At 65.8% G+C, this 12,849-nt stretch carries 14 protein-coding genes; 5 read left to right on the top strand and 9 right to left on the bottom strand.

Annotated features, from left to right (window positions below):
- Positions 1-37: 37 nt before the first annotated feature.
- Positions 38-583: a thioesterase family protein gene (locus AC5P8D_RS01680; RefSeq protein ID WP_057503324.1), complete on the top strand. Its 546-nt coding sequence runs from the start codon at positions 38-40 to the stop codon at positions 581-583.
- A gap of 6 nt (positions 584-589) precedes the next feature.
- Here AC5P8D_RS01680 and AC5P8D_RS01675 read toward each other — a convergent pair whose 3' ends face one another.
- A complete protein-coding gene (locus AC5P8D_RS01675; RefSeq protein WP_495203015.1) occupies positions 590-1,723 on the bottom strand; it encodes an agmatine deiminase family protein in 1,134 nt (377 codons plus the stop codon).
- A gap of 105 nt (positions 1,724-1,828) precedes the next feature.
- Between AC5P8D_RS01675 and AC5P8D_RS01670 the strand changes: the two genes are divergently transcribed.
- Positions 1,829-2,713 carry a LysR family transcriptional regulator gene (locus tag AC5P8D_RS01670; RefSeq protein WP_043398538.1) on the top strand — a complete coding sequence of 295 codons (885 nt, stop codon included), beginning with the start codon at positions 1,829-1,831 and terminating at the stop codon, positions 2,711-2,713.
- On the opposite strand, the gene AC5P8D_RS01665 is transcribed toward AC5P8D_RS01670, so the two are convergent.
- Together AC5P8D_RS01665 and AC5P8D_RS01660 are read right to left on the bottom strand one after the other, a co-directional pair.
- Complete coding sequence (locus tag AC5P8D_RS01665; protein ID WP_312250059.1) at positions 2,688-3,476, bottom strand: SGNH/GDSL hydrolase family protein; 789 nt, start codon at positions 3,474-3,476, stop codon at positions 2,688-2,690. The genes AC5P8D_RS01670 and AC5P8D_RS01665 overlap by 26 nt on opposite strands.
- A 49-nt stretch (positions 3,477-3,525) precedes the next feature.
- A complete protein-coding gene (locus AC5P8D_RS01660; protein WP_478413737.1) occupies positions 3,526-4,491 on the bottom strand; it encodes a DUF2268 domain-containing putative Zn-dependent protease in 966 nt (321 codons plus the stop codon).
- 138 nt (positions 4,492-4,629) lie between these two features.
- On the opposite strand from AC5P8D_RS01660, the gene AC5P8D_RS01655 reads away from it, so the two are divergent.
- Positions 4,630-5,613 carry a hypothetical protein gene (locus tag AC5P8D_RS01655; RefSeq protein WP_224328297.1) on the top strand — a complete coding sequence of 328 codons (984 nt, stop codon included), beginning with the start codon at positions 4,630-4,632 and terminating at the stop codon, positions 5,611-5,613.
- Between the two features lie 10 nt (positions 5,614-5,623).
- Here AC5P8D_RS01655 and AC5P8D_RS01650 read toward each other — a convergent pair whose 3' ends face one another.
- From AC5P8D_RS01650 to AC5P8D_RS01640, 3 genes are all read right to left on the bottom strand, one after another.
- Entirely contained in the window at positions 5,624-5,944 is a 321-nt protein-coding gene (locus AC5P8D_RS01650; protein ID WP_159360352.1) for a hypothetical protein, read from the bottom strand.
- 220 nt (positions 5,945-6,164) lie between these two features.
- Positions 6,165-8,627, bottom strand: coding sequence for a S9 family peptidase (locus tag AC5P8D_RS01645; RefSeq protein WP_495203014.1), 2,463 nt, complete (start codon positions 8,625-8,627; stop codon positions 6,165-6,167).
- A gap of 167 nt (positions 8,628-8,794) precedes the next feature.
- Positions 8,795-9,124, bottom strand: a complete 330-nt coding sequence (locus tag AC5P8D_RS01640; RefSeq protein WP_010480503.1) for a hypothetical protein — start codon at positions 9,122-9,124, stop codon at positions 8,795-8,797.
- Positions 9,125-9,362: 238 nt separating this feature from the next.
- Between AC5P8D_RS01640 and AC5P8D_RS01635 the strand changes: the two genes are divergently transcribed.
- A complete protein-coding gene (locus AC5P8D_RS01635) occupies positions 9,363-10,139 on the top strand; it encodes a HipA family kinase (RefSeq protein WP_043398508.1) in 777 nt (258 codons plus the stop codon).
- Positions 10,117-10,509: a DUF3037 domain-containing protein gene (locus AC5P8D_RS01630; protein WP_019337307.1), complete on the top strand. Its 393-nt coding sequence runs from the start codon at positions 10,117-10,119 to the stop codon at positions 10,507-10,509. Before AC5P8D_RS01635 ends, AC5P8D_RS01630 begins: the two co-directional genes overlap by 23 nt.
- Positions 10,510-10,521: 12 nt before the next feature.
- Here AC5P8D_RS01630 and AC5P8D_RS01625 read toward each other — a convergent pair whose 3' ends face one another.
- The 3 genes from AC5P8D_RS01625 to AC5P8D_RS01615 all read right to left on the bottom strand — a co-directional run bounded on the left by AC5P8D_RS01625 (position 10,522) and on the right by AC5P8D_RS01615 (position 12,804).
- Positions 10,522-10,746, bottom strand: coding sequence for a hypothetical protein (locus AC5P8D_RS01625; RefSeq protein ID WP_138984362.1), 225 nt, complete (start codon positions 10,744-10,746; stop codon positions 10,522-10,524).
- A gap of 62 nt (positions 10,747-10,808) precedes the next feature.
- A complete protein-coding gene (locus tag AC5P8D_RS01620) occupies positions 10,809-12,239 on the bottom strand; it encodes a serine hydrolase domain-containing protein (RefSeq protein ID WP_228354658.1) in 1,431 nt (476 codons plus the stop codon).
- A gap of 64 nt (positions 12,240-12,303) precedes the next feature.
- Positions 12,304-12,804 carry a DUF4952 domain-containing protein gene (locus AC5P8D_RS01615; RefSeq protein WP_049455460.1) on the bottom strand — a complete coding sequence of 167 codons (501 nt, stop codon included), beginning with the start codon at positions 12,802-12,804 and terminating at the stop codon, positions 12,304-12,306.
- Positions 12,805-12,849 lie beyond the last annotated feature (45 nt).

The raw sequence follows: 12,849 nt of genomic DNA, 5'->3' as shown, positions 1-12,849 counted from the left end.
TTAGCGTACCGGCCGTTCTATAACAGTCGTCATAGCCATGAATCTCTGGTTCCGCCTGCTCCATCTGCTGCTTTGCAGCCTGTTCCGGCCAAAGCTGGAGGCCCCGTTCGGGGTCTCGCGCCTGCAGTTCCGTGTGCTGCCCAACGACCTGGACAGCAACCTGCACATGACCAACGGCCGCTACTGGAACATCTTCGATCTGGGCCGGCTGGACCTGATCCTGCGCATGGGCCTGGGCCGGGTGGCGCTGCGCGAGAAGTGGGCACCGATCGTCGGTGCCGGCACCATCCAGTTCCGCCGCGAACTCAAGCCGTTCCAGCGCTTCACCCTGGAAACGCGCCTGGTGGGCTGGGTCGGCTCGCGCGGCATCATGGAGCAGCGCGTGCTGATCGGGCCCGAGCAGAAGATCGCCACCCGTGCGCTGCTGGTCACCGGCATCTACGACCGTCGCGCGCGCCAGTTCCTGAGCATGCCGAAGATGATGGAAGCGATCGGCGTGGTCGCCCCACCGTCGCCGTCGCTCAGTGCAGCCGCCGAGGCGTTGCTGGCGGCCGATGCCGCGTTGAAGCTGGACGATGCCTGAGGCACGTCACCCTACCTTCGGCATGTTCTTGGTCACGCAATGGATGCCACCTCCGCCGCCGGCGATCGCATCGATATCCACCTGTTCGATCACGCGGCCGGGATACAGGTCCTCCAGCAGTTCACGGCAGTAGCCATCGGCTGCGTCGTCACCGAACTGCGGCGCGACCACCGCGCCGTTGATCGGCAGGTAGTTGATATAGCCCGTCGCCAGATCGTCGTTCTCGCGGGTATGCACGTTGTCGCGCCCGTCCAGCGGCGGCGGCAGCGTATGCACCTGCAGGCGACGGCCATCGGCATCGGTGGCCTCGCGCAGGATCTGTAGATGTTCGCGGGTCAGGTCGTAGTCGTAGGACTCCGGATCATTGTCCAGGTTGGCAATCACTACACCCGGGCGCACGAAGCGCGCATAGAAATCCACATGCGCGTCGGTGATGTCCTCGCCGGCGATGCCGGGCAGCCAGATCACCTTGCGCAGGCCCAGGTGATGCTTCAGCTCGGCCTCGATCTCCGCGCGCGACCAGTCCGGATTACGGTTGCGGTTCACCCAGCAGCTTTCGGTGAGGATGGCGGTGCCATGGCCATCGACTTCGATGCCACCGCCCTCGCCCACCAGATCGCTTTCCAGCAGCGTCGCGCCGGTCACCTGTGCCAGCCAGGGCGCCACCGCGCCATCGTTGCGTGCGCTCTGCTTGCCTCCCCAACCGTTGAAGTTGAAGTCGACCAGCCCCAGCCCGCCCCGGTCATTGGTGACGAAGCATCCGCCGTAGTCGCGCACCCATATGTCATCCAGCGGCACCTCGAGGAACTCGATGTTGTCGCGGCCGCAGCGGTCCTGCGCCTGCTTCAGCTGCTCCGGGCGGCACAGCACGCTGACCGGCTGGTGGCGGGCGATGGTGCGGGCCAGCCGTGCCACGGCGGTGTTCACCGCATCGGCCTGCGCGCCCCACACCCGCGGTTGCGCGGCGAAGGCCAGAAAGACACGTTCCTGCGGCCCGTGCTCGTCCGGCATGCGCCAGGCGCCCGCAGCTGGCCCCGCTGCGGATACGCGAGCCGGCAGCCCCGCCAGACCGAGGGCGGCCAGGCCGCCAAGACCGGCGGCGCCCGCCAGCTGGGTGAGGAAGTGACGACGGCTGCTCATGACGGGCTCCAGGGCCGGTGTGGGATGGAAGCTATGCTGCGCTTGCCCATCCATAAGAACAAACGATAGATTCAGCCATCAATTGAACAGTTTTACTTACCTGAAATGCTCAAGCATTGGCCACCGCTGAACGCGTTGCGTGGTTTCGAGGCCGCCGCCCGCCTGGGTAGTTTCCACAGGGCCGCCGAGGAACTGCATCTGACCCAGTCGGCCATCAGCCAGCAGATCCGGGGCCTGGAAGCCTCGCTGCAGCAGCCGTTGTTCTTCCGGCAGGGCCGCAGCGTCACCCTCACCGACGCCGGCATCGACCTGCTGGAAACCACCCAGTCCCTGCTGCGGCAGCTGGCCAGTGGCATCCGCCGGCTCGATCAGTACCGCAAGCCGAATCAACTGATCGTCAACACCAGCCCGGCCTTTGCGCGCCATTGGCTGGTGCCACGCCTGGCCGGGTTCCATCGCCTGCATCCCGGTGCCGACCTGTGGCTGCTGACCAGCGAGGACGCGCCGGACATGACCACGCAGACGCTGGACGTAGCGGTACGCGATGACCTCGACTCACAGGCGCAGTGCCAGCACCGCGTGCTGCTGCAGGACCGCCTCTATCCGGCCTGCCATCCGGCCCTGCTCGCCACACCGGTGCACGAACGACTGACCCTACATGGCGAGCGCGAAATGGATTGGAGCCAATGGCAGGTGCAGGGCGGCGCCGATGTCGGCCAGCGCCGCGAGGGCATGAATTTCTCCGAGCCCGGGCAGCTGCTGGATGCCGCATGCCAAGGGCTGGGCATCGCGCTGGTCAGCGAGCTGCTGGCGGCCCGCGCCTGCGATCAAGGCCTGCTGCTACCGCTGGATGAGGCGCGCGTGCGCGGCCCGCGCTGGAGCTGGCTGGTGCACCAGGACAGCGCGGCCGATCCGCTGGTGATCAGTTTCTGCGAGTGGCTGCTGGCGAGTCTGCCCGCGGGAGCTACTTCTGCTGCAGCGCGCGCTTGACCGCCGCTTCGGCCAACGGCGCCATCACTGCATAGCCCTTCGCCGTGGGATGCACGCCGTCCTCGGCCAGCTGCGGATCGAGGCCACCAGCCGCATTGGCCATCGGCGTGTAGTAGTCCAGATAGACCAGCTGCTTCGCCTCGGCATAGCGCTTCAACGCCGTGTTCAATGCGCGCACCTTCGGCGCAGGCGTGATGCCCGGCATCCACGGGTACTCGCTCACCGGCAGCACGGAGGCCAGCACCACGGCGATGCCATGTGCACGGGCCAGCTCCATCATCGCGTGCAGGTTGTCTTCGATCATCGCCTGCGTGGACGGGCCGGTGTTGCCGGCGATGTCGTTGGTGCCGGCCAGGATCACCACCACCTGTGGCTTCAGTGCCAGCACGTCCTGCGGGAAACGCACCAGCATCTGCGCCGTGGTCTGGCCACTGATGCCGCGGTTGAGCCAGCCCTTGCCGGGGAAGAAACCGGCACTGCCTTCCCTGCCCCAGCCCTCGGTGATGGAGTCACCGAAGAACACTACGCGTGGCTGGCCCGGCACTGCCGCAGGCAGTCGCGCGTTCGCGTCACGATAGCGTTGCAGCTGCGGCCAATCGGCCAGGCGCTGCTGCATGAAACGAATTTCGTCGGGGCGCAGCTGGTCGATCGGCGTCTGCAGCAGCGGATTGACTGCGACGGCTTCCGCAGCGCCCAGCGGAAAAGCCAACGCGAGGCCCAGCGTCACGACGGTGGCAGCGGCAAGCTCAACAGATCCACGCATGCGAGTACTCCTGAAATCATCTTCCGCAGTCTAACGCCCCGCCCTGTGCTCAGCGTGCAGCCGTACGCGCCGCCACACCCGTGACTTTCGCCGGCATCCACATGCCCGGCGTCCAGCCGCTGGCAGCGAGGATCGCCTTCGGGTTGTCCTGCTGGATCAGCGCACGCACCGCATTACGCTTGTCCTTGGCCTGCAGGTAATAGGCCTTGGCGATGCGGTAGCCCACCCAGTACCCGAGGTCGTAAGGCTCCTGCGAGCCCGGCTTGTAGTTGTACAGCCACGGCGACAGATCGGTGCTGTCCAGATCCAGCGCGAACGCGCTTTCGATATGCACTTCCCGGCCACGGGTCCAGGCCGCGTGGCGCCCGTTGCCGACGTTGCCGGAAATCAGTTCGGCGATGAACTCGGCGATGCCCTCCCCCAGCGAAACACGCAGCACCGTCGCATGCGGGTCGCCCGGCTCGAAGTCGGTCAGGCCCGTCTGCTGGATGTGCACGTACTCGTGCGCAATCACGTGCACGAAGCGGTCCTGCACATTGGGATTCATGAAATCGGCTGCGCACAGCGCTTCCAGGCCGATGATCACCCCGCTTTTCGAGGTCAGCCCGACCGGACGGCCACGGCCCACCGCGATGGTCACCGGCGGAAACGCAGCCTGCGGGTAGATCGCCTGCAGGTTGGAAAACACCTGCGTCAGGCGTTGTTTCACCGCTGGCAGTTCGGCCAGGCAGCTTCGTCCCTGCGCATACAGTTCCGGCTGGTTGGCGATGGACTCGGCAATGCGCTCGGGAGTGACCCGGCGCGCCTTCGCCAGTTCGGCCAGGCCCGCCGAACCCTCGGCCATGTATCCACGCAACTGCGCAACGCTGGGTTTGCCACCTGCGTTGTCGTACAGCGCGTAGAAGCGACTGACATCGTCAGTGACAATCTGAGGCCCGGCCGGTACCGTCGCCGTGGCCATGCCAACTGCCCCGGCACAGGCCAGGGCCAACAGGCCGCGCAGGATCATGGACATCGCTCCGTCCTTGGTGGAGTGCAGGCGAAGCGCGCAATCTATCACCCCGGCCCGGCCGCCGCAGCAAGCAGATGCGGGCACTCCGACGCTGTGCCAGACTCGATTCGGCACCTGCCACGGAAGATGGAGCACCCCGCGATGATGATCGTTCCCGCGTACTGGGCTGAAGCCCGCCTGCAGGCCCGCTTCCGTGGCCGGCCGGTGGTGGTGCGCCGCTTCGGCTGGTCCGACGAAGGCCCTGCAGAGGCGCAGGTGCACGCCGACCGCCGCGCCAACGAAGCCCTCAATGCCATCCTCGCCGGGCAGGCGCTGCCGCGCCGCGAAGTGCGCAGCAACTACGGCGTGGAGGGCGTGCCGATCCGCGAGCAGATCGTGCAGCGCGACGGCGACGTCATCATCACCCGCAACAGCTATGGCGCACTGTGCCTCAACAGCCCGGACGTGCTGTTCGCCGACATCGACCATGCGCAGCCGCCAGCCGGCTGCGTGATGCCGGCCATCGTTGCGGCGATCGTGCTGCTTGCCGGCGCCGTCACCGGCACGCTGCTGTGGCACTGGCTGGTTGGGCTGGTGCTGGGCGTAGCGGCGGTGGTTCTGGTCAATGCCGCATTGCTGTTGCGCCGCAGGCAGCGTCTGGCCGCCGCAGGGGGTGCCGAAGGGCTTGCGCTGCGGCGCGTGGAAGTCTTCAGCGAACAACACCCCGACTGGCATCTGCGCGCTTACCGCACGCCTGCGGGACTGCGCGTGCTGGCGATGCATGCCACCTTCTCGCCCGAGGACGAGCAGCTGCAGGCGTTCTTCAAGGCACTGGGCACCGACACCTTGTACGCGCGCATGTGCCGACTGCAGCACTGCTTCCGTGCGCGGCTGACACCGAAGCCGTGGCGCGTCGGCCTGCGTTATCGCATCCGCCCGCCGGTGGCCGCGTGGTCCGCCGAACAGGCCAACAACCCGGACCGTCTGGCCTGGATTGCGGAGTACGAAAAGAAGAGCGCCGGCTTCGCGGCCTGCGCTTATCTACGCAGTTTCGGCGATACCACCCGGGTGCATGCCAAGGCAGAACATGTGCGCGACCTGCATGACCGGCTGTCGCGCGCGCAGGACCGCCTACCGCTGGCGTGAGGGCGGGTACTCAGTCAGCGCTCTGCACGAACGGCTGCCCTGCCAGGGTAGTGCCCAGCTGCACCGCGATCTGTTGACCGTCCTTTTCGAAGGTCGTCGCACATTGCTTTCCATCCTTCTGGCATCCGACTTCCGGAAAGCCGTCCAGCGATTCCGGCGCGCCCTGCGCAGGTTTTGCCCGCCAGCCTGCGGCATCCAGCAGGCGCTTGGCCTTGGCGTAAGGCATGCCGGCGATGATCCCCAGCTGCGCCAATTCGGTGGGCAATGGCTGCGCACCTGCAGTTGAGACCAGGACCAAGGACAACGTTGCAGCAAGAAGGATGGCTTTCATTGCACCGACCTGGAACGAGCTATCAGGTTCAGCCTAGACCATTTGCGCGGCGTGCGAATGTGCCGGTAACACGTCGTTACCGAGTCTCCACAGTTGATTGCAGAGCACCTGCAACTGTTTACAGGCCAACGGATAGCCGAGCGTGGGCTCGGCTCTACAGCAGGATGCAGGAAGGCCGCCCGAAGGCGGCCTTCTGCAAAGCGGTCGAGCAGGCTCGACGCTACTTGGCGTTCTTCACGTAGGTGTCGAACCAGTTCAGCATTTCCGCCACCAGCTGCTCGTTCGATTCCAATGCGGTGTACCAGTGCGGTTCGTTCGGCAGCATCACCAGGCGGGTGGTGCCGCCGTTGCCGCGGATCGCCTGGTAGAGCTTGCGCGACTGGAACGGCTCGGTGCCCGGGTTGGCGTCGTCCTCGCCGTGGACCAGCAGCAGCGGCAGCTTGATCTTGTCGGCATAGAAGAACGGCGAGGCCTTCAGGTACACGTCCTGCGCCTGCCAGACCGAGCGGCGTTCGTTCTGGAAGCCGAACGGGGTGAAGGTCTTGTTGTACGAACCGCTGGTCGCCACACCGGCCTTGAACAGCTTGGTGTGCGCAATCAGGTTGGCGGTCATCAGGCCGCCATGGCTGTGACCGGTCACGCCGATGCGGTTGCGGTCGACCACGCCCATGTCCACGGCCTTGTCCACCGCCGCCTTGGCGTCGGCTTCCAGCTGCTCCAGGTAGGTGTCGTAGGCGTTCTTCGGGTCACCCACGATCGGGAACGAGGCGTTGTCGATGATCGCGTAGCCGGCCAGCAGCATCAGGCGGTACGGCTGCAGGCGGGTGAAGGTCTGCTGCGAACCGGATACCTGGCCGGCCTGCGCGGCGTTGGCGAAGTCGGCCGGGTACGCATACAGGATCGCCGGCACGCGCTGGCCCTCCTTGTAGCCCGGCGGCGTGTACAGGGTGAACGACAGGTCCACGCCGTCGGCGCGCTTGTAGGTCACCAGCTGCTTCTTGATCTGGCGCACTTCCGGGGTCGGGTCGACCAGCTTGGTCAGCGCGGTCGTGGTGGACGCGAACTGCGCCTCGCCGGCCTTCGCGGCGGCCACCGCCTCACCCTGCTGCCGAATGAAGGCATTCGGCGGATCGATCACCGACTGGTGCCAGGTCAGGTAGCGCCCCGGCGTGTTGCTGAAACCGAGGAACTGTTCGTAGGCATCGGCACTGCTGCGAAACAGGCGCTCGCTCTTCAGCGTGCCCAGGTCCAGGCGGTCCAGGAACGGACGGTCGCCCTGCGGCGACGCGCCACGGCCGCTGAGGAACACATGGTTGCCCTCACGGCGCACGACCTGCGCGCCATTCGGCAGGCGGGTGAAGACCAGGTTGCCGGGGTTGCCGTACAGCTCATCGCTGGACATGTCCCACAGCAGGCGGCCTTCCTTCTTCGGCTGGTCCACATCGACGATGCGGGTCTGCATCCAGTGGCGGTTCTCGTCGTTCTCGAACTGGAACGCCACGGACGGATCGGCGGACCACGCAAAACCTTCAAAGCGCTGCGTAGTGCGGGTGATTTCGGTCGGCTTGCCGTTGAACGGCGCCTTCAGCATCAGCACGCGATCGCGATGCGGCACGTTGACCTTCCAGTCGCCCTTGTCCAGCGCTTCGGCATAGACCAGGGTGGCCGGATCGGTGGCACGCCAGTCGAAACCGCGCGGACCTTCCGGTACGCCGTGCACCGGCACGCGGTCGGCCAACGGCAGGCTGGCGATCGGCGTGGACTTGCCGCTGGCGATGTCCAGCACGGCCACGTCGTTGGCGAAGCGCTGGTAGGTCACCGCATGCGAATACGGTGCCTTGATCGATTCGGTCAGCACGTGCACGCCATCGGGCGCGGCGCTGACTTCATTGAACAGCGCCGGTTGCCCGACCGGGCGCACGCGGTTGGCGACGGTATCGACCACGGCCAGCTGCGAAGTACCGTAATAGGCGAACAGCTTCTCGTCATGGACGCTGGTCAGCGTGTCGCGGGCTTCGTAGGTGCTGCTTTCGCCGCTGCTGCCCAGCGACTCCTGCGCGTCCGGACCGGTCGGCACGCCGCCATTGGACGGCGCCGGGCCCTGATTGGCCGGGACCAGCTTCACCAGCAGATTCTGGCTGCCGCCCAGCCACTGCACGGTGTAGCCGAAGATCGGGTTCAGCTGCACGTTCGGCACCTGCTTCACCTGGCCGGTGGCCGCATCGCCCACCCACAGCTGCACGCTGGTATCGACCGCATTCTGGAAGGCGAAGTGGCTGCCATCGGCCGACCACAGCGCGCCGGTGGCGCAGCCCTGCGGCAGGTTGACCTTGGTCTCCTTGCCGCTGCCGATATCGACCAGGGTGAAGTCGGCCACGCAGGCCGGAATGCCGTAGCCACCGGGGGTGTCATGGCGGCTGCGATTCTTCGGCTCCAGGCGCACGCCGGCCAGCTTCAGGTACGGCTGGGCGACGCGGCTGATTGACGGGTAGGTCTGCGCGGTGGTCAGCAGCAGGCGCTGGCCGCCCGGGGCCACGTTCGGCGCCGGCGGCGGCGGTGCCTTCAGCACCTTGAGCAGGTGTTCCGGCGGCTTGGCGTAGTCGGCAAGCGCCGGGCCAGCGGCCAGCAGGCCGACGGTGGCGACGGCAACGGCCGCCGCCAGAGAGGTTCGACGGATCAGCATCCTTATCCCCTGGAGTGTGAATGGGTACCCGGAATCGGGCATGGACCCGAATCTAGCACCGCAGGGGTTGTCGTGAATGGGCCGGAAGGGCTAGTGGCCGGATGGGGCAAAGTGCAGCTCCGGGAGGTGCCGGGGAACTGCCGGCACCTGCCAGGCATGGCTTGGCACTACTGCTGCGCGTGCAGGTCCCAGGTGGCCAGGTAGTCGGGGTCGACCACGATCATGCCACTGGTGTGCATGCGGTACTCCCCGGGCTCGGCTGGCTGGTACTGGTCCAGCATCGGCGGCAGGTAGCGCTCGTGGCCATCATTCTCGTCGGCCAGCACCACGCCCTCGTCGGCGCTGATGCGCAGCACCGTGCCGGCATACTGCTCCAGCCCCTTTACCTGGCCGTCGCCGCCATAGCGGGTCACACCTACCAGTACGACCTTGCCGATCATTTCCTCGACCTTGGCGTCGTCCAAGGGCGGCAGCATGGGAGTGAATTCGTCGCTCATCGGTGCACCTCCGTAGCCTGCAGGACATCGTGGATGAGGTTTCCGCTTCGCAGTGCGCGTCGCTGGCAGCCGAGCAGGTGCCCGGCCTGAAGCCTCTGCATCAAGAGTGCCAGTACGCCCATGAACCCAAGGGTTCCTGGAGCACGATGCTGCCATCGCAGGCGGAAGGGACAGGTGAAGGCCGAACTCGGTCCTCGCCGATCAGGGGGTTGCACCTGCACCACGCTAGAATGCGCCCATGCGCACCGTACATGCCCTCCGCTACATCACTCCCTTGCGGGAAGGTGGCTCCCTGCCGGCCGTGGTCGAGACCGACGACGACGGCATGGCCGTGCTGAAGTTCCGTGGCGCAGGCCAGGGCCCGAAGGCGCTGATCGCCGAGCTGATCGCCGGCGAAATGGCGCGCACGCTGGGCCTGCCGATTCCGGAAATCCTGTTCGTGGAGCTGGACCGCGAGTTCGCCCGCACCGAACCGGACCCGGAAATCCAGGAGCTGATCCGTGCCAGCGAGGGCCTGAACCTGGGCCTGGACTACCTGCCCGGTGCGATCAACTACGACCCGGCGGCGATGCCGGTGGATGCCGATCTGGCCTCGCGCATCGTCTGGTTCGATGCGCTCACCAGCAATGTCGATCGCACCACGCGCAATCCGAACCTGATGGTGTGGCATCGAAAGCTGTACCTGATCGATCACGGTGCGGCCATGTACTTCCATCACGACTGGGCCAACGCCGGCGATGCCTGCGAAAAGCCGTTCGTGCTGATCCGCGACCACGTGCTGCTGTCGTTCGCCAGCCGCATCGCCGAGGTGGATGCCGAACTGGCCGCGCGCCTGACCGATGCCGAGATCGAGCGCATCGTCGGCCTGGTGCCGGACAGCTGGCTGGTCAACGAGCCGGCATTCGACAGTCCGCAGGCCTATCGCCAAGGCTACATCGACTATCTCAAGCATCGCCTGAAAGTGCGTGCGGTGTTCGTGCAGGAGGCCATCCGTGCCCACGCTGCACACGTATGACTACGCGGTCATCCGCGTGGTACCGCGGGTGGAACGCGAGGAATTCATCAACGTCGGGGTGATCGTCTCCTGTCCTGGCGCGCGTCATCTGGAGGCGGCCATCGAGATCGATCCTGCGCGCCTGCGCGCCTTCGCGCCGGCGCTGGACCAGGAGGCGCTGCAGCCGTGGCTGGATGCGATCGTGGCCATCTGCCGCGGCGACGCCAGCGCCGGCCCCATCGCGCAGCTGCCCGCGCGAGCGCGCTTCCATTTCCTTACCGCCAAGCGCAGTTCGGTTGTGCAGATGTCGAGCACGCATGTGGGCCGCACTGCGGACCCGGCGGGCGTGGTGGAACACTTGATGACGAAGATGGTGCGGGTGCCCCGCTGATGCGCCCGTCTCTCACTTCCTGGCGCGCGCCCGGTACCAGGCAATGAGTGCACAGGCTACCGCAGCGGAAATCAACACCCACCCGGCTGCTGCCTGTCCATGCAGGTAGCCTTGTGCATACGCAGCACTGGTACCTTCGCTGGCCATCGCCGGGACACCCCTGAGTATCACGTGCACCCCGCGCAGCAGGAGCACCATGCTGGCGACCAGACACACCACGGGAAGGAATCGGCTCATGGCCCGATTCTGGTCCGCCAACTGCCCCAGCGTCAACATCGCTGCAGCACAGTCGCTCGGGGCTACAACGGCACTCTTCGCGCGATGTAGTTGACCACGTTGCTGATCGCATCCGGATCGACATTGGCCAGGCCAACGATCACATAGCCCTGTGCGGGCATCACCACGATGGCACTGTTCGATCCGGGCGCACCGCCTTCGTGGCCGTACTGGTGCTCCCTGCCCTTGCCCTGCACCACGAAGCCGAATCCATACCAGCCCTTGTGGTTCTGCGCCGTGGTGGCCTGCTGCAGCAATGCAGGTGAGACCAGCTTTCCACTGCGCAATGCCTCGGCGAACTTCACCATGTCGCCCACCGCGCTGTAGCCACCACCGGCTGACATGCCGCGCCAGGGCAGCGACTTCGTTTCACGGACCCATTGCCCGTCCTTCTTCGTGTAGGCGACGGCACGCTGCGGGACGTTCACTGTTTCCGGTTCGAAGCCGGTGCCCATCATGCCCGCCGGGCGCAGGATGTGTTGCTCCACATAGGCGTAGTACGACTGCCCGGAGACGGCCTCGATGATCCGCCCAAGCACGATGAAGCCATAGTTCGAGTAGCTGTCCTGGCTGCCTGGCGTGAATTGCGGCGCATCCTTGGCAAAGCGCCGCACGTAGTCATCCAGCGTCTTCAACGACGCGGAATACTGTTCGAAATCGTCGCCGAAGAAGTCGCCCAGGCCACTGGTATGTGACAGCAGCTGGCGAACGGTTACGCTGTTGGCAACGGCCTTGTTCGGATAGTCCGGCAGGCGACTGCCGATCGTGTCATCGAGACTGAGCTTGCCGTCCTGCACCAGCTGCAGGACGGCCACTGCGGTGAACATCTTGTTGGAGGACGCAAGGCGGAACTGTGTATCCACGTCCACTGGAATGCCAGCGGTGCGATCGGCATCGCCACCGCGCCAGTCCAGCAGCACCTTGCCATTCTGCGCCACCTGCAATGCACCCGACAGCGCGTCCTGCGCCCGCAGCGCCTCCAGCCTTGCCGCGGCATCAGCCATCAGCGCAGGCAATGCAACCCGTGCCGGCTTGTATTTGTCTGGCGTTTCAGTGCCCTCGATCTGGAACTGCTTCACGTGCGACGGGTTGGCCGGGTCCATGACTGCCGTCACCCACATCGCACGTTCGCTCAGCTGGCCCATCACCAGCAGCTTCGCCTGGCTGGGCGCGCGCTCGAGTGTTTCCAGAACGCTCAGCGGGCCCGTGCTCTCGCGGAACTCGAGATAGTCCTTGGGCGTGCTGCCCTCCTGCTTGGCATATCTGTCGGCGAATGCCTGCAACCCCTCGAGGCTGCCCGCATTGAAGGCGGCAAGCCAGTCATCGATGGCATCCCGCGCGCGTGGATGTTCGCGCTCGGAAGATGCTGCGCCAACTGCCGGAAATGCCGAGGCGGTCACCAGGACCAAACAGGCCAGCGCATTGCAGAGAAACAGGCGTCCAACAGCCCTCATGGCAATTCCTTTGCGGGTATCCCTGGGCGCATCCTAGACGATGGATCGGCCCGCCGCATCCACGCTAGGGACGCTGCCGCACCACCTCGACGGTGACGTTGAATGCCTCGATGCTATGCCATTGGCCCCGTTCGTACGGCAGCGATTCCACCCCCATGCCGATCTGATACCTCACCGCATCCGGACCTTCGCGCCAGTAGTAGGGTGCGCCGTTGCTCCAGCCACAACAGACGTAGCGCAATGCAGGCAGGCCGAATGCCGTGTGCAGATAGGCTTCGACCTGCGCCGCTTGCGCGCCTGAAACACGATAGTGGGCCTCCATCGGCTTGATGTAGGACACGTCATCCTGGCTGCAGCTTACATACTGCAGTTCCGGAGGCTTCCGGCCCATTGCCTGCAGGAAATCCTGGCATTCAGTATCAGGTCGCGCCAGGCCATCCGCGCGCCCTTGCACCTCCCACTCGGCCAACGCCTGCGCAGGCGTCTGCTGCGCAAGCACGCTGGCGCTGGAAAATGACGCCAGCAGCAGGACGCGGGCGGCATGCTGCGGCAACGGGAGAGACATCACGGGGCGAGTCCTTCGCATGGGAGCACAGGAATGCTGATCGAT

The sequence above is a fragment of the Stenotrophomonas sp. YJH_SMC_101-4 genome, assembly GCF_059370395.1.
The sequence above is the reverse complement of the archived record's forward strand: the minus strand, read 5'-3'. Positions and strand labels throughout refer to the sequence as shown.